We start from the raw sequence: 21,476 nt of genomic DNA, 5'->3' as shown, positions 1-21,476 counted from the left end.
CTTACTTATTTATTAGTGTTACCAGTGCTTTGATGATTGAAATCCTAGCCACACTTTCTGCATCTGCCGCAGCAGGAATGAGAATAGGCATACCTTTGCTGATTATTGGACTGTTGCAGGGTAGTAACTTATGGTCGCAAGTTCCAATTTTATCCCACATTTCTCCACCAATATTATTAGGCTGCCTCACCAGTTGGTCATTAATTGAATTATTAGTCTCAAAAAAACTATGGGGGCAAAGATTGCTCCAACTGATTCAGTTATTTATGTCTCCCCTCGTGGGCGCAATTATGGGGTTAGGAGTAGCTACCGCAACAGCAACGCCAAACTGGCTGATTGCCATAATTGGGGGTTTGCTAGCTTTGGTACTCCAGTTAGTCCAAGTTGGTTGGTTCTATCGGTTACGTGGCTTACCGTTGTGGGCAGTATTTCTTCAAGATACCTTGTGCATTGCTCTAGTACTTTTTGCCTTTGATGCTCCTTGGCAAGGAGGATTAATTGCTTTAATACTGCTCTGGTTTGCAGTTCGTAGTGCTAAACAGTGGTATGGCTGGTATAACAAGGGTACAAGGCGTAGGGCGTAGGGAATGGGGCATGGGGCATGGGGCATGGGGCATGGGGCAAGCATAGAAGTCTAAAAATCAGGCTTCCTTTGATGGCTATGTCATCCCCAACGGGGTACAAAACTTTTTATAACGGAGACGCTATGCAAACGGAAGGACAAAGGAAGATTTTTCCAATGCCCAATGCCCAATGCCCAATGCCCAATGCCCAATGCCCAATACCCAATGCCCTTTATTGCAAAAGCCCAATCATGTGCAAAAAGCCATGACCGGTAATCAGTTCTACGATTAAGGCAATAAAACCGAGCATCGCAATCCGACCATTCCATACTTCAGCGCTAGTCGTCAGACCCCACTCCCAACGCTCTTGAGGGTACATCTTTACCATCTTTTTCATTTGGGCAGCTTGGGAAAGCTTGAAACTGGGGTTTCTCAGCGCATCAATCACTAATTCGGCTAGTGCATTAATAAATACTGGATGGGTATTAGGAGCCGGTACGCGACGGAAGTTGTGAATTCCTGATTCTTCGGCTACTTCCCGATACTCAATATCAATTTCTTGTAGTGTCTCGATATGCTCTGAGACAAAACTAATTGGCACGACAACCAAATCTTTCACGCCTTCTGCGCCTAGTTCTTTGAGGGCATCTTCAGTATAGGGTTGGAGCCATTCTACTGGCCCAACACGGCTTTGGTAAGCTAAGGTGTGGGCATTGGGCCGATTGAGAGTCTGCATAATCAACGCAGTACATTCTTCAATTTCCGCCTGGTAGGGGTCGCCTGCTTCCTCAACGTAGCTTTTCGGAACGCCGTGAGCGCTGAAGAATATATGAACCTCATCCGGGTTAGGGAATTGCTCAAGTTCCTGGGCTATGAGTTGCGCCATTGCTTGCAGGTAGCCTGGTTGTTTGTACCAAGAAGGAATGACTGTGTAATCAATTGGTTGAAGTTTTGGGTCTTCTTGCCAAAGCTTTTCTAAAAGCCGGAAGCTGGAACCACTGGTACTGATAGAAAACTGGGGATATAGTGGTAAGATTACCAGGTGTTCTACCTTATCTTGGCTGATCTGTGCGATCGCCTCTTCTGTATAGGGATGCCAATAACGCATTCCCACATAAATATCAACTTCTTGCCCCAAAAAACCTAACTGTTCTTTTAAAGCTTCACCTTGGGCTTCTGTGATCCGCCGCAATGGTGAACCACCACCGATTTGCTTATAATTTTCTTGAGATGTTCGGGTTCGCCGCGTGGCAATAAACCAGGCTAGGGGTTTTTGCAACCAGCGAAATGGTAGGCGAATAATTTCCGGATCGGAAAATAGGTTGTATAAAAACGGCCCGACATCCTCTAGCTTATCGGGGCCACCGAGATTGAGTAATAAGACGCCTACACGACCCATAGCAGTTACTTTCCCCCAATCTTTTCAGGTTTTTTACTAATGTTAACAATATATCTTTATTAAATATAAAGCTTAATAGCAAGGAAATATGCAATGGCAACAATTTTAAGAGATTGGAGTTACCGCTATCAGTGGTTATATGATGGTATCTCTCGTTTAGCAGCCTTAAGTGTAGGTGGTGAAGCTCGTTTTCGGCAACTTGCTTTGCAAGGCTTAACAATTCACTCAGATACTCAGATATTAGATTTGTGTTGCGGCAGTGGTCAAACGACGGAATTTTTGGTAAAAATTTCACAAAATGTAACAGGGTTAGACGCCTCACCCAAGTCTTTACAACGGGCGCGGCAAAATGTACCCTCAGCTTCATATATAGAAGCTTTTGCCGAGGAGATGCCATTTGCAGATAATCTGTTTGATGTGGTGCATACCAGTGTTGCATTACACGAGATGCAGCCTCAGCAATTACGAAAAATTATTAATGAAGTTTATCGGGTGCTAAAGCCAGGAGGGGTGTTTACGCTAGTGGATTTTCATGCTCCGACAAATCCGATATTTTGGCCTGGGATATCAGTGTTTTTGTTGTTATTTGAGACGGAAACAGCTTGGGAATTGCTCAAAACTGATTTAGCTGAGTTGTTAACTAAAACTGGCTTTGAAGTGGGTGAGCCAACTTTATATACAGGTGGTAGTTTACAAGTAATACAGGCGAAGAAGTGAAAGTTGAAGGAAGCAGGAGGCAGGAGGTTTTACGGCGTTGCTGAATCAAGGGATGATTCTTGTAGGGTGGGCCGAAAAGCCACTGGTGTCTACTTTTGCCAAAAATAGCGTACTGATTGGGTGTTGTTCACCCACCAGGGATGTAAATCCCTGACTAATTTACAATCCCTGGCGGACGTGTGGTTTCGCGTTAAGTTGACACCAGTGGCAAGATGCTCATCCCACAAAACTAGCAAAATCATCCTGCAAATATGCAACGCCGATTTTACCTCAGTTGGGGCCAAGACCTGTCTGGTCGCGGCAGGAAACAGATAAATATCTGCAATATCAAGCCAAAGAACCCAGGATAATGAATCATAATTAATTTCTATAGCTTTGAGCTATCAGCCATCAGCCACCAGTTAACAGCCGGAAGCTGAGATGCAGAATGCCAAAGGCTTTTGATTCAACTTAACGAATTGACTATGAATTCTGAACAAATCAAAAATTCTCTAAATATTTCACCAGCGATACGCGTGGGAGTACTGGGTTTCGGCGGACTCGGACAAGCAGCCGCCAAGGTAGTTGCTGGCAAACGGGAAATGATTTTAGTCGCAGCAGCAGATCAAAAAGGCTACGCTTATGCTGCTGACGGTTTAAATACTGAGGCATCCATTGCAACCTATCAATCCGAAGGTTCGGTGGGTTATTTAGAGCCAGTTGGGACATTAACAAATCAAAGTATTCAGGATTTAATCGAAATAGCTCAACCTGTAGATGGGTATTTTTTGGCTTTACCCAACCTGCCAAATGACTTTATTCCCACTGTAGCCAAGCAGTTTATCAAATCTGGTTGGCGTGGGGTATTAGTAGATGCGATTAAACGCACCACTGCTGTAGAACAACTCCTCGCGATGAAAGAGGAACTGCAAGCCGCTGGGATTACTTACATGACAGGATGTGGTGCTACACCTGGACTACTAACAGCAGCAGCAGCTTTAGCCGCCCAAAGCTACGCCGAAATTCATCAAGTTGAAATTACCTTTGGGGTGGGAATTGCTAACTGGGAAGCTTACCGCGCCACTGTTCGAGAGGACATCGGCCACATGCCTGGTTACACAGTGGAAACTGCTAGGGCGATGACTGACGCGGAAGTAGAAGCACTACTAGATAAAACTAATGGCGTGCTGACATTGAAAAATATGGAACATGCTGATGATGTGATGTTAGAAGTGGCAGGGATCGTGGGGCGCGATCGCGTTACAGTTGGTGGTGTAGTCGATACCCGCAATCCCAAAAAGCCCCTCAGCACCAATGTGAAGGTAACAGGACGTACCTTTGAAGGGAAGATTTCTACCCATACTTTTACTCTGGGAGATGAAACCAGCATGGCAGCCAATGTCTGCGGCCCTGCCTTTGGCTATCTCAAAGCTGGTAGACAATTGCATCAACGCGGCATCTATGGAATATTTACCGCCGCCGAAATTATGCCGCAATTTGTTAAGTAAATAGGGAATGGGGAATGGGGACTGGGGACTGGGGACTGGGGACTGGGGACTGGGTACTGGGTACTGTTAAGGTAGCTCTTTATTTAATCCCTAATCCCCAATCCCTAATCCCCAATCCCTAATCCCCAATCCCCAATCCCCAATCCCTATAATGGTATTTCAGTGCTGATGAGTCGGAGGTAAGTATGACCACTACGGTACACTGGCAGGAACGGGTTGGTAATCAAAGAGATTGGATTTGGCGTGGCTGGCAAACCCGCTATACTTACATTCGTCCTAGCCAAAATCACCACAATACAACACCCCTAATTCTGTTACATGGCTTTGGTGCTTCCATTGGTCATTGGCGACATAATTTAGAGGTGTTGGGTGAGCATCACACAGTTTACGCCATCGATATGCTGGGTTTTGGCGCTTCTGAAAAAGCCGCAGCTAATTACAGCATTGAACTCTGGGTAGAGCAAGTTTACGACTTCTGGAAAACATTTATCCGTCAACCAGCAATATTAATAGGCAATTCCAACGGTTCACTGATTTCTATGGCCGCCGCTGCTGCCCATCCTGATATGGTGGGGGGTATGGTGATGATGAGTTTACCAGACCCGTCTTTAGAGCAAGAAGCAATTCCTCCTGTACTACGCCCACTTGTCAGAGCAATTAAAAATGTTGTCGCTTCGCCGTTAATACTTAAACCTGTGTTTAACTTCGTCCGCCGTCCTGGGGTGCTGCGCCGTTGGGCTAGTCTTGCCTACGCTAATCCAGAGGCGATTACCGATGAACTGATCGAAATTTTAGCAGGGCCTCCCCAAGACCGGGGTTCCGCTAGGGCATTTAGTGCTTTGTTCAAAGCTGCGATCGGAATTAATTTTAGTCCCAGTGTCAAGACAGTGTTACCAACCTTAACAATTCCGATGCTGTTAATTTGGGGACAAAAAGATCGGTTTGTTCCGCCAGCCCTTGCTAGCCAATTTGCCCAGTACAACGAGAAACTGGAAGTGCTGAATCTAGAGGATGTAGGGCATTGTCCCCATGATGAATGTCCAGAACAAGTTAACCAAGCGATTTTGGATTGGATTGAGAGATGGGTTGGCTGATCGCCAACCATTGGTTATTCTCTAATATTCCCTAAATATTATGCAGTGGGAGCGATCGCATTGATCGCATCACTAATACCTTTAAATTCTTTGACATCTAGCCAATCGTGGCTTGGTTAGTGTCAACATCTGTAGTTCCATGCACAGAATTAGCCACAGAAACCATCTTATTAAGAATTTCTTGACTAGGAACTTTACCTTTCAACACTACAGTGCTACCTGTTTGAGCTACCCAAAGGGTATTAACATCATCGAGTTGGGGATCTTCATCAAATGCCAACGCTACCCGCTTTGCCAACCCACTTTGGTCGTATTCTCCGTTTAATCCCAGACGTTCTGGGGGTATAGATTGAGTAGCAGTAGGTGAAACGCTAGTACTTGGAGCTTGCGGTATGGCCTGTGCAGTCGGATTTACTTGTGCATTTTGAGGTTTTTCCATTCCAAACAGTCTTTTTAACCAACTCATATAAACTTTTCTCCTAATTAAAGACTCATCAAACGTAAGTATAAAAGTTTTACAGAAGCTCGGCATCTGCCAATGAAAAGATATACATTCCATTCAATTCATGCTTGGAGTATGATTTCTGTCCAATTTATCTTTAAAGAATGCAATGAGTGCAACCATTAAGTTTAAAATAGAAGGTCGCACTAACAATTTAGTGCGGTAGTACCTCTAGCGTAGCCCTTAGCTAGTGTCTGCGTTACTCAATTCCTGCTCTAGCCTCTGTTGGCGAAGATGAAACATACTCTTTCGGTTCTTGTAGAAGATGAGGCGGGTGTTCTTTCCCGCATTTCTGGTTTATTTGCGCGTCGCGGCTTTAATATTGAAAGCCTTGCTGTTGGCCCTGCTGAACAAGGAGGAGTCTCCCGAATTACGATGGTAGTCCCTGGTGACGATCGCGTTATCGAGCAACTCACCAAGCAACTGTACAAGTTAGTCAATGTCCTAAAAGTACAGGACATTACCGAAACTCCTTGCGTCGAGAGGGAATTGATGCTTTTGAAAGTCAATGCTAGTAGCAGCAATCGCTCAGAAGTGATCGAACTGTCTCAGATTTTCCGGGCGCGAGTCGTGGACGTGGCAGAAGATTCTCTCACCTTAGAAGTTGTGGGAGATCCAGGTAAAATGGTAGCGATCGTGCAGGTGTTGCAAAAATTTGGTTTGAAAGAAATCGCCCGCACAGGCAAAATTGCCCTAACTCGTGAGTCGGGCGTGAATACCGAGTTACTCAAATCTTTGGAAGCAAAGGTTTAGTTGGGAATTTAAATCAAGACTCAGAAATACTCAACAGCAAGCACATAAATCAAACGCAGTAGAAGTCATAGTGGCAATTGTTACTATGACTTCTGCTTTGAGAACTGAAAAAATTGAAGAAGAATTCAAGGGAATTAGAGCCAGCCTTTTTAAGGGGGATCAGGGACTTTTGCAAGTTTAAATCAATAGAGAAGTAACAATAACTACTAGCCTACAGTTAAGCATCTGTGGTTATGTCTTTTTATATGCATAAGTTACGCCAAATTGGCATGACGCGACTAATAAAAAACTGCTACAAAGTTAATAAGCTAAACCACATTTAGTTTGCATATCTAAAATTTATATAACTCTTGTGTGGGCATCTTGTCCGCCCTAATTATGCAAATTCAATCTGGAACCGCTTTGAAGGATAAAACATTAACAATAGCTACTATTGTTAATAGTCGTGAGCATAGCTATTGGCTGATTTAAAATATTGAATTGAAATAGTTATAAGTATCTATTTTGAGCCAAAAAACTCATTGAATAAATGAATACGGAAGCAAGCTATGTGCAACATCTTTGCAAGGATAGAATAAATAATCACTCGCTAAACTGTATTGATTTATAGAGACTATTTATAGACATTAATAGTCTAATGTCAATTTAGTCAATTGCTGAGATGTTGCAATTCCCTAAAACGAGTATCTATATAGGTAAAATTGATAGTGGCAACATTCTTTAAATGGCGTTAATTGACTATATTTACTGACCTAAAAAAATTGGAATTTTTCTACTTGCTTGAGATGATTATTTAAATTATCTGAGAGGATTTTACATACATGGATTGCTTATTATTTGTGTCTCACTGGCTACCTCAAAAATTAATTAGCGGCTTGTTGACGAAATTGCTAGATTTAAAAAACAAACATTTGTTTCTTTTTGATACTATTGTTTTTTCATTTACAGCCTTTTTTGCTCTCAATCTATGCTTAAATGGCAATTTTTCTATCCAAGAATATAAGGCAAGACTAGGAATTGCAACAATACTTTTTTTAGCAGTCAAACTAACTGTATTGTGGAATTTTGGTTTTTATAGACTTTACTGGCGCTATGCCAGTATTGAGGAGCTTCTATACATAACTGTTCTAATAGGTATTGCGGTAATAGTTCAAGCTGTATTCTTTGATGCTATGCGATTTATACCGTATTTAGGATTAGATACGCTACCACAATCACTACCATTAATCGATGGTTTGCTTTCATGTATTTTTATTGGTGGGTTGCGTTTCAGTATTAGGATTGTAGAAAGAATCAGCCAACAACATACAGTATTTAAGCCACAAGACCGTGTGTTAATAGTTGGTGCTGGCAATGCTGGCGTTTCTCTTGTACAAGAAATGCAAAGAAATCCTCAATTAGGGTTTCATCCTGTTGCTTTTATTGACGATGATCCGCGCAAGTTTCGCGCATATATACGTGGCATTCCTGTAGTAGGCGATCGCTATCAAATTCCTGATGTTTTAAAATCTCTCAAAATTCATAAAGTTATCATTGCGATGCCTACCGTTACAGGTGGAGTCATTCGGGAAATTCTAGATATTTGCAAAGCAACTGGAACTCAAACTAGCACTTTACCAGGCATACATGAAATCCTCAATGGTCGTGTGCGAGTTGACAGCATTCGGGATGTACGAATTGAAGATTTACTCAGGCGAGAACCTGTACAAATAGATATTGATCAAGTTGCTCAATTTCTCAAAGGTAAAACAGTACTGATCACAGGCTCAGGTGGATCAATTGGTAGCGAACTTTGCCGCCAAATTTTTAAATGCAATCCTGCTGAAATGATCCTTGTAGGACATGGAGAAAATTCTGTGTTCAATATCCAACAAGAACTAGAACAACTTATTCAAGTTATCGAAAATGAGGGCAAATCTTCAAGAAACACTCCTCGTATTTCAACCTTTATTGCAGATATTCGCTTTAAGTCTCGATTAGAACATGCATTCGAGCTATTCCAACCTGATGTAATTTTTCATGCTGCGGCTCATAAACACGTCCCACTAATGGAATTAAATCCAGTAGAAGCAATTACCAACAATGTCATGGGGACAAAAAATTTACTAGAACTATCACTGCAATATGATGTGAAACATTTCGTGATGATTTCTACAGACAAAGCAGTTAATCCTACTAATGTTATGGGTGCTAGTAAGAGAGTCGCCGAAATGTTAGTGCTGCAAGCCGCAAGAGAAAGTGGTAAGCCCTACGTTACGGTGCGCTTTGGCAACGTTTTAGGTAGTCGGGGTAGTGTAGTTCCCACCTTTAAAAAACAAATTGCAGCAGGTGGCCCAGTAACCGTTACCCATCCAGAGATTCGTCGTTATTTCATGACAATTCCAGAGGCCGTTCAACTAGTTTTGCAGGCTACTGTACTTGGTCGTGGTGGTGAAGTCTTAATGTTGAATATGGGTAAACCTGTGAAAATTGTTGACTTAGCTAAAGAACTAATTCGCCTTTCAGGATACGAAGTTAACCAAGATATTGAGATTGTATTTACTGGTTTACGTCCAGGTGAAAAGTTATTTGAGGAATTATTTATTCCTGGAGAAGAATATGAACCAACCCAACACGAAAAACTGTTAGTAGTCAAAAATGCTAGTAAGATGATTCCAGAAAATTTGTCTATTACTGTAGCGACTTTATGTCAAGCAGCAGCTAAAAACGATACGAGTTTTATTCTGCGTTTGCTTGAAGAACTAGTGCCAGGATATAAACCAAAACAGTTAGAAAGTTATGCGGCAGCAAATATTTCCAGCAATACTTCTGTCAGAATACTGGCACAGGTAAAACCGTAAATAGGGTACAACAATAACAAATTTAAAATGGAAAGTAGAAGAATAAATATGTACAAAAAATATCAAACCAATAGTAAATTACAAGTATTGGATAAATTCTCTAGAGTTAACGATAGATATTTGGCTGGAATGAAAAATATAGCCAAAATTTTTGTCACAAGAAGAAGTGACTGGTCAATTGGAATCTATACTGGTGAATCTCTTTTTGATTTTGTTAATCCAGAAAAAATTAGTAATCCAGTTTTGACTGCAAAAGACGTAACAGATGTCCCCGCTTACTTTGTTGCTGACCCATTTATGGTTTGTGAGGATGGCATTTGGTATATGTTTTTTGAAGTACTAAATAGTTTTCAAAATAAAGGAGTAATCGGATTAGCAACTAGCAACGATGCATATAAATGGAATTACCAACAAATTGTACTTGATGAACCTTTTCACTTATCTTATCCATACGTGTTCAAATTCCAAAACGAATACTATATGATTCCAGAAACTTCTGAAGCCGATTCTATTCGTTTATATAAAGCAAGTAATTTCCCGAAAAAATGGACGTTTATTAAAACCTTACTTGATAAAAATGATTTTGTAGACCCTAGTATTTTTCAATACAATAATCTGTGGTGGCTATTGACTGCAACATCAGAAGACCGGAATATTTTGCGTCTTTATTATTCTCAAGATTTGACAGGTGGCTGGATTGAGCATCCTAAAAGTCCTGTTATTGAGGGAAATAAAAACAACACAAGACCAGCCGGTAGAGTTGTAGTACTCGATGACAAAATTATTAGATATACCCAGGATTGTGAGCGTATTTATGGGAATAAAGTTCGAGCATTTGAAATCACTGAACTGACAACGACAAGTTATCAAGAGAAACAAGTCAAAGGAAATCCAGTTATCAAAGCAAGTGGAATGGGTTGGAATCAAATAGGTATGCACCATATTGATCCTCACAAAATTGGTACAAATAAATGGATAGCATGTGTGGATGGAAAGCGAGATAGATTAGTTATCAAACAAAATTCAATATTAGCAATTTTGCAAAAACGGATAAATGCTCGTTTCAAGGTTAATAATTAAGAATTTTTACTGTATTAATGAATTAAATTTTCATCATCAAGTGAGGAAAAAAGAGATGTTGATTGTTACAAAGAAATTTATTTTTTCAGTGGGAGAAGTCTGGTTTAATGAAGATCCACCACAATTAAGTAATGTAGACGTACTCCATTATAGGCAATGGATACACCCAATTAAAGGTGGTCAGTCTGATGAATTTCATACAAGATTAATTGACCTAACTAAAAGTCAGGATGAACTATGGAAAAGTATTAGTAGTAATGATAGATATAAGATTCGTCGAGCAGAGCAAAAAGACCAGGTTGTTTATGAATACTTTGAGCATATAAACTCTGATATTATCAATGAAGTTTCTGACTTTTATGATTCCTTTGCTTCCCAAAAAGGGTTATCTAAGATTAATAGAAATCAGCTACAAAATCGTGTGAATGCGGGCGCGATTGATATTTCTCGGATCAAGTTACAAAATGGAGAATCTTTAATCTGGCACGTTTATTATCGTAGTCATAATAGAGTTCGCCTTTTGCATTCTGCTTCACTTAAAAATAGTAATGATACTTCCTATCAATCGATTTTAGGACGAGCGAATCGTTACCACCACTGGCAGGATATAGTGAGATTTAAAAATTTAGGAATTTCCGTTTATGATTTTGGAGGCTGGTATACCGGAAACACAGATCAGGAGAAACTAGGTATTAATCAGTTTAAAGAAAAATTTGGTGGAGAAATTGTCAGGAATTTTAACTGTATTAATGGCATCACAATCAAGGGCAAATTATATTTACATTTGTTGAAAATTTATATGAGTTTATCTCAATTACCATTACCACGCTTATTGAATTTTAGATTTTAGATTTTGGATTTTGGATTTTAGATTTTAGATTTTGGATTCAATAATTATCAATTCTTGCCCATACAGTATGAAAATGTGGCGTTTGCAAAGCTTAGTTGATTACTGGAAGCAACTAACAAGCGGCTCTATCAATCGCCAAATTTTTGGTGCAGCGATGATAGTTGGTTTATTAACAGCATTGGTGAAAGTTGCGGCTGTAGCTAAAGAATTGGTGGTGGCTCAAAGATTTGGTACTGGAGATGACTTAGATGCATTTTTAATTGCCTTGTTGGTTCCTTCTTTTATCATTAATGTCATTGCTGGTTCTTTTAATACTGCTCTTATACCCGTCTATATGCAAGTAAGAGAGCAGGAAGGTATAAAAGTAGCCCAAAGGCTTTTCTCTGGAGCCACAATCAGCGGCTTGGGACTATTAGGAATCACGACAATAGTCATGGTAGCTAGTGCCCACCTGTATTTACCATATATTGCTGCTGGGTTCAGTCCCAAAAAGTTAGATATGACTTTTCATTTGCTCTGTGCGATCGCACCTTTTGTTCTCTTAAGTGGGATTATTATCATCTGGAGCGCTGTATTGAATGCAGGAGAGCGTTTTGCTCTAGCAGCTTTGTCACCTATTATCACTCCAACTATTAGCGTCTTATTGCTCTTAATGCTCAAATCTTGGGGTATTTTCGCTTTAGCTGCGGGGTTAATCTGCGGTGCAGCAGTAGAAATAACTCTTTTAGGAGCAGCACTACACCGACAAGGCATTTCATGGCTTCCCAAATGGTATGGGTTTGATACTCATCTCCGTCAGGTTGTTAGTCAGTATTTCCCAATGATTGCAGGTGGCTTTCTGATGTGTAGTACAAATCTAGTAGATCAATCTATGGCAGCAATGCTGTCGCCTGGTAGTGTAGCAGCGCTGAGTTACGGTAACAAGCTCATTGCCTTCCCGATATCTTTAGCTACCACAGCATTAAGTACTGCTGTGATTCCCTATTTTTCCAAAATGGTAGCTTCTAAGGATTGGATAGGTACACGTCGCACACTTAAACGATATATGCAAATCATTTTTGTCACGACTACTTTACTGGCAGCATTCTTGTTTATATTTTCTGAGTCTATAGTCCACATACTCTTTCAAAGAGGTTCGTTTACAGCTAACGATACTCAATTAGTAGCTCAAATCCAAAATTCCTTTGCCTTACAAATACCTTTTTATGTCGCAGGCATTTTGGCTGTTAGGTTAATTTCTGCAATGCAATTAAATCATATATTGATGTGGGGTTCTGCTTGTAACTTAACCATTAATATTTTTCTGAATTATGTGTTTATGCAATGGTTGGGTGTTGTAGGTATTGCTTTATCTACTGCTTTTGTTTATATTTTCTCATTCTTCTTTCTAACCTATTTTGCCAATAAAAAACTAATAAATTTTTCTGCAAATTGAAAACAATTAACTATCTACAAAAATGAGACTAACACTAATTATTTATTCACTGACTTATGGTGGTGCAGAACGTGTCATGTCAATCATGGCAAATTACTGGGCAGCCAAGGGATGGCAAATTACTATATTGACATTTGATGACAATAAAATACCCCAATTTGATTTAGATAGTCGTGTTCTGTACACTCCGTTAGGCATCGCTAGCAAATCTCCCAATGCGATTATCGGTATCTATAATAATTTGAACCGCATCGGAACATTACGGAATGCAATTATCAACAGCAAACCAGATGTTGTGATTAGTTTCATGTCTAAAATTAATGCGATCACTTTATTAACAACGCGATGGTTGAATATACCAGTGGTGATATCTGAACGTAGTAATCCAATAAAAAGTTATTTAGGTGGGGCTTGGAAACAACTACGACAACAGACTTATCCATTTGCAGATCGGATTGTTTTTCAAACTAAAAGAGCAAGAGATTGTTTTCCATTAAAGCTACAAACTAATAGCTGTATTATCCCTAATATGGTTGTATTACCACCGATAGAAAAACAATCATCGGACAAAGTTTTAAGAGAGCGATCGCTCGTTGCGATGGGACGCTTTGTCCCAGAGAAAGGCTTTGATCTACTGCTGCAAGCCTTTGCACAACTGAAGGATCGTTATCCAGAATGGACATTGACAATTTTGGGAGACGGTAAACTACGCCCAGACTTGGAATCTTTGCGTAATCAACTTGGATTGAGCGATCGCGTTTATTTCCCTGGAATGGTGAAAAATAACTATGATTTTTTGCAGCAAGCGGAGATTTTTATTATGTCTTCCCGCTTTGAGGGTTTTCCTAATGCCCTCTGCGAAGCGATGGCATCTGGATTACCAGTCATCTCTACAGATTGTCCCAGTGGCCCACGAGAGATTATTCGTGATGGCATAGATGGCATCTTGGTTCCAAATGAAGATGTGTCAGCATTAGCCGCAGCAATGGAACGACTGATGTCTAGTGAAGAAGAACGGAAATCTTTAGCTGCTCGTGCGCCAGAAATAATCGAACGATTCAGCGTAGAGAAAATTATGGGAATGTGGGAAGAAGTCTTAGCTGAAGTTATTACTGACTTTTCACGTATGGAAAAGCTAACGATTAACCTAACCCCCTAACCGGCGCGGGAAGGGGAAAATTCAAAGTCTCTCTTCTAAAAGGAGAGAGATTTAGAGAGAGGTTTTAAAAGTCATGATTGATGTATCAAATATTTTTTTACCCCACCCTAACCCTCCCCTTATAAAGGGGAGCCACTGCGTTGGGCGGCTTCGCCGACTTGAAGCATGTGGCGTGAGGGAACCGGATTTTCGTGTTTCCCTTTATAAGGGGGGATTAAGGGGGGTAATAATTCGATTCAAATCACAGCTAACTACTTTTAAAACATCCTCTTAGAGAGAGGTTTTCCAGATTGAGTAACTAATTTATATTTTCAAATACATGAAAAAAAAGATTGTATTCCTCATTCGTGACCTTAACTATGGAGGAGCCGAAAGACAATTAGTAACACTAGCAAAAGCTCTTGACAAACAATACTTTGATATAACTGTTTTATGCTTTTACCCTAGTAGTTTATTATCTTTAGATAAAGACTTAAAAGATAATGGAATACCTATAATATGTTTGGATAAAAAAGGGCGCTGGCATTTATTTGGCTTCTTTTGGGATCTTCTTCAGCATCTTCAACGTATACATCCTGATATATTGCATGGATATATTGGAATACCGAATTTAATCACTATCTTCTTTAAGCCTTTTTTCCCCTCAACCCGCATGATTTGGGGAATACGCTCATCTAACGTAGAACCTAATTTTTACGATTGGTTAGGGAGTTTGCTTTTCCAGTTAGAGTGTCTTTTATCTCGCTTTGCTGACCTGATTATTGTTAATTCTTATGCTGGTCGAGCATATTATCTCACTCATGGATTTCCTGCTAATAAGATGACGGTAATTCCTAATGGTATTGATATAGAATTATTTAAACCTGATCAAAAAGATCGGATAAAAATACGAAGCTCATGGGGAATTTTCCACGACATGATTTTAATCGGTTTAGTGGGGCGACTAGATATAAGGAAAGACCATCCCACATTTCTTAAAGCAGCAGCATTACTCTTTGAAGAGAGACAGGATATCCGTTTCGTCTGTGTGGGTAGTGGCTCAGAAAAATATGCACAAGAGTTGTACGAACTGGCTCATAAATTAGGTATTTCTGATCAAATCATCTGGGTAAAAGCGCGTACAGATATGCCTGCAATATACAATTCCTTAGATATTGTTGTTTCTTCATCCTATACAGAAGGATTTCCCAATGTAATCGGAGAAGCGATGGCTTGCGGTGTACCTTGTGTGGTGACAGATGTAGGTGATTCTGCTTGGATTGTTGGTGATACCGATGTAGTAGTACCTCCTAAAAATCCAGAGTCTTTGAAAAATGCTATGAAAAAGCTGATAGAAATTATTGGTAATAATGAGTGCGATCGCACTAAAATTCGACAGCGAATTATTGACTATTTCTCAGTAGCTCAATTAGCCCTTAAAACCGAAGCCGCTTTACTTGGTCTATCTCATGAATTCATCTCTAAGTAAAAAAATAGATTTACTATTCTATTATCAATGTGCCCTCGCAATAGTTTCTATTTTCATGTTCTTCACAGAAATAAATTCCTATTTGTATACATCAGGAATCTTCTCTCAACCTCCCTTGTATTGGATTATCTTCTTTGCTATTGCCTCCACCCCGTTACTTTTTTCAAATAAAAAATACATACCACACTCTGTAATTCTTTGGTGTCTTGGTTTTCTCTCTATCTCTTTTTTATGGTTCATCCTATTTTCAATACCTACTGAAATTATTATTGAAGAATTAAGAAAACGGATTTTATCAGTGATATTTGTCATAATAATTTCCCTAACTTTTTCCAACAACAATAATATTCATCTCTGGACTAGATGGGCAATTTTTATTGCAGTATTAATGGCTGTATTCAACAACATTTATGAGTTTTTTAACCCAATTGCATTTAACTCATTAGGTACTGGTGGACGGTCTGCCGGATTTTATCTAAATCCCAATAATGATGGGGCTGCATTGGTACTTGGCATGATTTTTAGTGTGAGTCTATTGCAACCAATATATCGTTTACCTTTCGTATCTCTCATCGGTATCGGGGTGCTGTTGACATTTTCTAGAGGAGCTATTCTTGGCTGGTTAGTTACAGTTATTATTTTTACTATCACCCGTATACTGCATTTTAATAAATTACTTTATTGGGTGTTGGGAGTAGGAACAATAATTATTAGTTTAGGCTCACAGTGGTCAGAAGAACTATTACGAAATTTGAGCTTTAATCAAAACTCTCTTGAAAGAATTTCATGGTTCCAAAATGTTTCAACCTCTGACTCTGAAGATTCTGCTGATTCCCGCTTGGAAGTGGCTCAATTAGCTTGGCAGATGTTTACTGAGCATCCAATTTTCGGTAATGGAATTGCTTCAACTTTAACCTGGAATATGAATATATCTACACACAATATCTATTTATACTACATGGCAGACCACGGATTTTTAGGTGCTTTCATTTTACCTGTATTAGTATATGCAGTAATACAAGATGCCCACGGTGAAACTAAATATATTGGCTTGGCTTTTGCTGCTTTTATTCTTCTTTGGGGACTATTTAGCCATAATATTTTAGAAGAACGCTACATCCTAATCATGTTCTCATTAATGGCTGCTATGACTGCGGCGAGTCAGTTAGAGCAAAGATTTAAAGTAGGAAATTCATCATGAAAATCAAAAAAATGTCAGAGGATGTTTGAAAAGTTCTCTTGTTGGTATCAAAAATTTTAGATCCCCCTAAATCCCCCGATAAATTGGGGGACTTTGATTCCGGTTCCCCCCCCTTTTTAAGGCTACGGTGTACATACAAATCGAATTACCCCCCTTAATCCCCCCTTGGAAAGGGGGGAAAAAAGAAATCTAGTTCCCTCCCCTTTGCAAGGGGAGGGTTAGGGTCTTACAAGGGTAGGGGTTTTGTATTTAGTCATTTTTTGACTATTTCAACCAATGCTTAAATCCTGAAACGACCAAACCATGTTAAACAGTTGAGAATTTTCTCAACTATTTTCGAGATTTTTAAACCCCTACCCTTGAAAGAGGGTTAGGGTGGGGTAATTCGAGGACTGGTAGTGATTCGATAATTTGTGTGTACACCGTAGAGGGTTAGGGGGGATCTAAAAGTGCCTAAAGTGACAAACCTCTAAGAATTCAGCACCAAAGAGATTCTGAATTCTTACAAAAAAACTCAATTGGAAGGCTAAAATTCCATGTGTGGCATTGCTGGTTTTTGGAATATCTCTAGACAAGTTAACTCTGATGAACTGTGCTACATAGTTCATAAGATGTCAGACACACTCTTACATCGAGGGCCAGATAATGGCGGGAGTTGGGTTGATGCAGAGATAGGTATGGCTTTGGGGCATCGACGATTGGCAATTGTAGACCTTTCGCCTGAAGGACATCAGCCGATGATATCTGCGAACGGTCAGTATGTAATTGTTTTTAATGGCGAAATTTATAACTTTTTGGAGTTAAAGCGTCAACTTGAATCACTAGACCATCATTTTCGGGGACGTTCTGATACTGAGGTGATGCTGGCTAGCTTTAGTCAGTGGGGATTACATGAGGCAATTGGGCGCTTTAATGGGATGTTTGCCTTTGCCTTGTGGGATCGTCAAGAGCGAATTTTGCATTTAGGGCGCGATCGCTTGGGTGAAAAACCTCTCTATTATGGTTGGATGGGTCAAACCTTTCTATTTGGCTCCGAGTTAAAAGCTTTAAAAATTCATCCCGCTTTCCAAGCAAAAATCAACCGTGATGCTTTAGCAATTTATCTCCGAAATAACTACGTTCCTGCACCATATTCAATCTACGAAGGCATCTATAAGTTACCACCGGGAACCATCCTCACTTTGAACGGGGTGGATACTCATCCCAATCCTATGCCCTACTGGTCTGCACTCAAAGCCGCTGAGTTGGGTGTTAATGAACCCTTCACCGGGTCGGAAATGGAAGCTGTTGCACAGATGGAGGCGTTATTACAAGATGCAGTTGGACTACGGATGGTTGCAGATGTGCCACTAGGAGCTTTTCTGTCAGGAGGAATTGATTCTTCCACAGTAGTAGCCTTAATGCAAGCTCAAAGTAACCAATCGGTGAAAACATTTACCATCGGTTTTGATGAAGATAGCTACAATGAAGCACATTATGCCAAAGCAGTAGCACAGCATCTAGGTACAGACCATACAGAACTTTATGTAACCCCAAAAGATGCACTTGCTGTTATCCCCAAGCTACCGACACTTTATGATGAACCCTTCGCTGACAGTTCCCAAATTCCGACTTTCTTAATATCCCAGCTTGCGAAACAGGACGTAACAGTTAGCCTTTCTGGGGATGGTGGCGATGAACTCTTTGCGGGATACACACGCTATTTTTGGGGTGACAGCACTTGGCAAAAGATTGGCTGGATACCTCCAACCTTGCGCCAGACTGCTGCATGTACCCTGTCTAGCTTATCGCCTCAAACTTGGAATTGTGCTTTGGCTAACTTTCAAGACTTGCTACCAACTAAACTCAAGCAACCTACTCCTGGGGATAAATTGCACTGGATTGCGGAAATTTTGGCTGTTCCTGATGCCCAAGCTTTGTACACAGAAATGATTTCTCATTGGAAGGAGCGAGAAGGATTAGTAGTAGATAGTTTAAAGCCTTTGATGAACTATTGCGATCGCCAACAATTATCGCAGTTACCCGACTTCATTCACCAGATGATGTACCTTGACACAGTGAATTATCTCCCAGACGATATCCTAGTCAAGGTTGATCGAGCCAGCATGGCGGTGAGTTTAGAAAGTCGAATACCATTTTTAGATCACCGCGTAGTGGAATTAGCTTGGCGCATACCACTTTCTCTGAAAATCCGTAATGGTCAGGGTAAATGGCTATTGCGTCAGATTTTGTATAAATATGTACCTCAAAACTTGATTGAGCGCCCCAAAATGGGTTTTGGAATGCCGATTGATAGTTGGTTGCGCGTTCCTTTACGAGACTGGGCCGAAAACCTACTAGATGAAAATCGGCTACAGCAACAAGGATTTTTGAATCCGCAGCCGATTCGCCAAAAATGGGCAGAACATCTTTCATCTGAGCGAAACTGGCAAAATTATTTGTGGGATGTGTTGATGTTTCAGGCGTGGTTAGAACAAAACTACTAAAAGGGAAACACGGCAATGTGTTCCCCAAAAGACTGATTATTGTAGAGACGGTGATTCATCGCGTCTCTTGTCTTACAGCAGTTTTCATGTATTTAAACCACATCTGTCGTAGGGGTACAGCAATGCTCATTGGTGTCAGAAAGAAGGGTGTGGGAGTAGGGTGTAGGGTGTAAAGGACACAGCATTGGTCGGGGGATACAAGCTCCGACCAATGCAAGCCAGAGTGAAAGACGGGGCTTGTAACGAAGATGGTTGTTGGGGCTAATTATCGCCTACACCCTATTCCCGAACCTGCAACCCCGCCCCGAAGGGGCTAGTAAAACGCCTGTGGGATAAGTGTTTGAACTTAAGTTGAAACCTATGAGCAATGCTCTGCCCCTACCGCGTGGTCTATTTACCTGAAAATAGCTGTAATTATCCAAAACTCACTTGTAGCCGATAAGAAGCAGGGTCAAAAGTGGCAGCAGAGAAAGTACCGCCATTTTCAGGAAAGGAAGAAAAGTCACTCACTGAAATCGAGTATGTACCTGCACCGAGGAAACTGCTGATTAATGACGAATTGCCACCGCCACTATCGTCGTCACTAAGCAGTAAAGTTCCAAAATCGTCAAACAGTCCGAGAATTGTATCTCCCGATGTCAGTGTTGTACGGATAGTCACAGTTCCCGCATTTGCTAAAGAAAATGTAAAAAAGTCGAAATCGGGATTGTCCCCTGGTTGAACTGCTGTGAGTTGGGCTGAAACATTAACATTTGAGCCTGATGATAACGAACCTAACCCTTCAGCGCTGTCCAGTGTGTTGTTTGTACCTTCCCCCACATTTTCCCGCTCTAAGAAAAGGAAGTCATCACTATCAAGTCTGAGATTGTTTCTTCCTAGAGCAATACCGATGATTTCATCTGTCTCTGCTATCGGTTTGTCTACGAATATTCGTGTGTTACTTCCAACAACTTGCAGGCGGTAGTCCTTTAAAGCTCCTTTAAGTTCAATTCGATCTTGGCTAGAGTCGAAGTCATTAATAGTAGCGAAGTCCCCAAAACCAGCATTCGTAGTGTTGTTATCGTCGTAGAAAATATTTATTGCATCTCCCAGGATAAATCTATCTACCCCAGTCCCGCCAGTCAAGGTATCAGTTTCCCCTAATCCAGGTGGAAGCAAACTACCAGGAAAAGTACCTATGAGGATATCGTCTCCAGACCCACCATTGAGTAAGTCATTGCCGGGTCCGCCTTGTAGGCTATCATTGCCGTCCTCACCGTTGAGGATATCATTGCCGACATTACCATCTAGCGTGTCATTGCCTGCTCTTCCATTCAGAGTGTTATTAGAAGTATTACCAAAAAGTAAGTTGTTAAGGCTGTTACCTGTCCCGGCGATGTTGCCACCTTCCCTTTGCGTCAGGTTCTCCAGATTGGCACCTAGTGTGTAGGTGACAGAAGACCGGACGGTATCTGTGCCTGAATTCGCAGCCTCTGTAATGGTATCAAGAGTAGTGTCAATGATGTAAGTGTCGTTGCCTGCTCCCCCATTCAAAGTGTCAGTACCTAAGCCGCCATCAATTGTGTCATTACCATTACCACCGGATAATTGGTTATTTTGGGTGTCGCCAACAATGCTGTCATTTCCATTTGTGCCGATGACATTATCAAAGTTGACCGCAGTAAATGATAATGTTCCCAAACTAGGAACGTTATTAGCAGCCAAATTTTGGGTTTGCAGGTTAACGGTGATAGATACCCCAGACAAGGATGCGGATGCATCTATGGTGTTATTGGCAATATTGGAATTAGCAATAATCCTTTCGACTTTAAAGAGCGTGTCTTGCCCCAATCCTCCAGCTTTTCTAATGGTTCCGACACCTGACAAGGTAATGCTTTGAGCTAGTTGACTATAGTCTGCGGTATCAGTTCCATCTCCACCATCAATGCTGTCGTTACCTTGACTGCCTTTGAAGATGTCATTGCCTGCACCACCTTTTAGAGTGTCGTTTCCTGTACCCCCATCAATTGTGTCATTACCATTACCACCGGATAATTGATTATTTTGGGTGTCGCCAATAATGCTGTCATTTCCATTTGTACCGATGACATTATCAAAGTTGACCACAGTAAATGGCAATGTTCCTAAACCAGGAACGTTATTAGCAGCCAAATTTTGGGTTTGCAGGTTAACTGTGATAGATACCCCAGACAAGGATGCGGATGCATCTATGGTGTTATTGGCAATATTGGAATTAGCAATAATCCTTTCAACTTTAAAGAGCGTGTCTTGCCCAAATCCTCCAGCTTTTTGAATGGTTCCGACACCTGACAAGGTGATTTGACCTAGTTGACTGTAATCTGCGGTATCAATACCATCTCCGCCATTAATGCTGTCATTACCCTGAGCGCCTACGAAGATGTCACTGCCTGCACCACCTGCTAGAGTGTCGTTTCCTGTACC

At 40.8% G+C, this 21,476-nt stretch carries 16 protein-coding genes; 13 read left to right on the top strand and 3 right to left on the bottom strand.

From position 1 onward, the window contains the following. Positions 1-32 precede the first annotated feature (32 nt). Positions 33-584, top strand: coding sequence for a DUF4126 domain-containing protein (locus tag RRG12_RS36180; protein WP_420762550.1), 552 nt, complete (start codon positions 33-35; stop codon positions 582-584). A 211-nt stretch (positions 585-795) separates the two neighbouring features. Here the strand turns inward: RRG12_RS36180 and hemH are convergent, their stop codons facing one another. Next, complete coding sequence (gene hemH, locus RRG12_RS36175; RefSeq protein ID WP_069069180.1) at positions 796-1,962, bottom strand: ferrochelatase; 1,167 nt, start codon at positions 1,960-1,962, stop codon at positions 796-798. 93 nt (positions 1,963-2,055) lie between these two features. On the opposite strand from hemH, the gene RRG12_RS36170 reads away from it, so the two are divergent. The 3 genes from RRG12_RS36170 (at position 2,056) to RRG12_RS36160 (ending at position 5,260) form a co-directional block, all read left to right on the top strand. Further along, positions 2,056-2,679 (top strand): class I SAM-dependent methyltransferase, encoded by a 624-nt coding sequence (locus RRG12_RS36170; RefSeq protein WP_420762549.1) that lies wholly within the window; start codon positions 2,056-2,058, stop codon positions 2,677-2,679. Between the two features lie 464 nt (positions 2,680-3,143). Continuing rightward, entirely contained in the window at positions 3,144-4,166 is a 1,023-nt protein-coding gene (gene bioU / locus RRG12_RS36165) for a (S)-8-amino-7-oxononanoate synthase BioU (protein ID WP_420762548.1), read from the top strand. 185 nt (positions 4,167-4,351) lie between these two features. Continuing rightward, positions 4,352-5,260: an alpha/beta fold hydrolase gene (locus RRG12_RS36160; protein WP_420762547.1), complete on the top strand. Its 909-nt coding sequence runs from the start codon at positions 4,352-4,354 to the stop codon at positions 5,258-5,260. Positions 5,261-5,357: 97 nt separating this feature from the next. Here the strand turns inward: RRG12_RS36160 and RRG12_RS36155 are convergent, their stop codons facing one another. Then, positions 5,358-5,726: a phospholipid-binding protein gene (locus RRG12_RS36155; RefSeq protein ID WP_069069183.1), complete on the bottom strand. Its 369-nt coding sequence runs from the start codon at positions 5,724-5,726 to the stop codon at positions 5,358-5,360. Between the two features lie 270 nt (positions 5,727-5,996). Between RRG12_RS36155 and ilvN the strand changes: the two genes are divergently transcribed. From ilvN to asnB, 9 genes are all read left to right on the top strand, one after another. After that, positions 5,997-6,515: an acetolactate synthase small subunit gene (gene ilvN, locus RRG12_RS36150; protein ID WP_069069184.1), complete on the top strand. Its 519-nt coding sequence runs from the start codon at positions 5,997-5,999 to the stop codon at positions 6,513-6,515. Between the two features lie 821 nt (positions 6,516-7,336). Beyond that, the gene (locus RRG12_RS36145; RefSeq protein WP_420762546.1) at positions 7,337-9,355 is read left to right on the top strand and encodes a polysaccharide biosynthesis protein; all 2,019 of its coding nucleotides are present in this window, start codon (positions 7,337-7,339) and stop codon (positions 9,353-9,355) included. Positions 9,356-9,382: 27 nt separating this feature from the next. Further along, entirely contained in the window at positions 9,383-10,435 is a 1,053-nt protein-coding gene (locus RRG12_RS36140) for a glucosamine inositolphosphorylceramide transferase family protein (protein ID WP_420762545.1), read from the top strand. 55 nt (positions 10,436-10,490) lie between these two features. After that, positions 10,491-11,285 carry a hypothetical protein gene (locus tag RRG12_RS36135; RefSeq protein ID WP_420762544.1) on the top strand — a complete coding sequence of 265 codons (795 nt, stop codon included), beginning with the start codon at positions 10,491-10,493 and terminating at the stop codon, positions 11,283-11,285. A 67-nt stretch (positions 11,286-11,352) separates the two neighbouring features. Continuing rightward, positions 11,353-12,720, top strand: a complete 1,368-nt coding sequence (gene murJ / locus RRG12_RS36130; RefSeq protein WP_420762543.1) for a murein biosynthesis integral membrane protein MurJ — start codon at positions 11,353-11,355, stop codon at positions 12,718-12,720. A gap of 22 nt (positions 12,721-12,742) precedes the next feature. Continuing rightward, positions 12,743-13,879, top strand: a complete 1,137-nt coding sequence (locus tag RRG12_RS36125; RefSeq protein ID WP_420762542.1) for a glycosyltransferase family 4 protein — start codon at positions 12,743-12,745, stop codon at positions 13,877-13,879. A 319-nt stretch (positions 13,880-14,198) separates the two neighbouring features. Further along, positions 14,199-15,347: a glycosyltransferase gene (locus tag RRG12_RS36120; RefSeq protein WP_420762541.1), complete on the top strand. Its 1,149-nt coding sequence runs from the start codon at positions 14,199-14,201 to the stop codon at positions 15,345-15,347. Then, the gene (locus RRG12_RS36115; protein WP_420762540.1) at positions 15,328-16,548 is read left to right on the top strand and encodes an O-antigen ligase family protein; all 1,221 of its coding nucleotides are present in this window, start codon (positions 15,328-15,330) and stop codon (positions 16,546-16,548) included. Before RRG12_RS36120 ends, RRG12_RS36115 begins: the two co-directional genes overlap by 20 nt. 536 nt (positions 16,549-17,084) lie before the next feature. Beyond that, positions 17,085-19,034, top strand: coding sequence for an asparagine synthase (glutamine-hydrolyzing) (asnB, locus tag RRG12_RS36110; RefSeq protein WP_420762539.1), 1,950 nt, complete (start codon positions 17,085-17,087; stop codon positions 19,032-19,034). Positions 19,035-19,448: 414 nt separating this feature from the next. Here asnB and RRG12_RS36105 read toward each other — a convergent pair. Next, on the bottom strand, positions 19,449-21,476 hold a 2,028-nt coding region (locus RRG12_RS36105; protein WP_420762538.1), incomplete at its 5' end, for a pre-peptidase C-terminal domain-containing protein.

The organism is Nostoc sp. CALU 546, assembly GCF_048836525.1.
This window is presented reverse-complemented; position numbering and strand designations above follow the sequence as displayed.

Coding starts and splice junctions, on each gene's coding strand:
- bioU (WP_420762548.1), top strand. CDS start 3,144: ATGAATTCTGAACAAATCAAAAATTCTCTAAATATTTCACCAGCGATA.
- RRG12_RS36115 (WP_420762540.1), top strand. CDS start 15,328: ATGAATTCATCTCTAAGTAAAAAAATAGATTTACTATTCTATTATCAA.
- RRG12_RS36120 (WP_420762541.1), top strand. CDS start 14,199: ATGAAAAAAAAGATTGTATTCCTCATTCGTGACCTTAACTATGGAGGA.
- ilvN (WP_069069184.1), top strand. CDS start 5,997: ATGAAACATACTCTTTCGGTTCTTGTAGAAGATGAGGCGGGTGTTCTT.
- murJ (WP_420762543.1), top strand. CDS start 11,353: ATGAAAATGTGGCGTTTGCAAAGCTTAGTTGATTACTGGAAGCAACTA.
- RRG12_RS36170 (WP_420762549.1), top strand. CDS start 2,056: ATGGCAACAATTTTAAGAGATTGGAGTTACCGCTATCAGTGGTTATAT.
- RRG12_RS36135 (WP_420762544.1), top strand. CDS start 10,491: ATGTTGATTGTTACAAAGAAATTTATTTTTTCAGTGGGAGAAGTCTGG.
- RRG12_RS36180 (WP_420762550.1), top strand. CDS start 33: ATGATTGAAATCCTAGCCACACTTTCTGCATCTGCCGCAGCAGGAATG.
- RRG12_RS36145 (WP_420762546.1), top strand. CDS start 7,337: ATGGATTGCTTATTATTTGTGTCTCACTGGCTACCTCAAAAATTAATT.
- hemH (WP_069069180.1), bottom strand. CDS start 1,962: ATGGGTCGTGTAGGCGTCTTATTACTCAATCTCGGTGGCCCCGATAAG.
- RRG12_RS36155 (WP_069069183.1), bottom strand. CDS start 5,726: ATGAGTTGGTTAAAAAGACTGTTTGGAATGGAAAAACCTCAAAATGCA.
- asnB (WP_420762539.1), top strand. CDS start 17,085: ATGTGTGGCATTGCTGGTTTTTGGAATATCTCTAGACAAGTTAACTCT.
- RRG12_RS36160 (WP_420762547.1), top strand. CDS start 4,352: ATGACCACTACGGTACACTGGCAGGAACGGGTTGGTAATCAAAGAGAT.
- RRG12_RS36125 (WP_420762542.1), top strand. CDS start 12,743: ATGAGACTAACACTAATTATTTATTCACTGACTTATGGTGGTGCAGAA.
- RRG12_RS36140 (WP_420762545.1), top strand. CDS start 9,383: ATGGAAAGTAGAAGAATAAATATGTACAAAAAATATCAAACCAATAGT.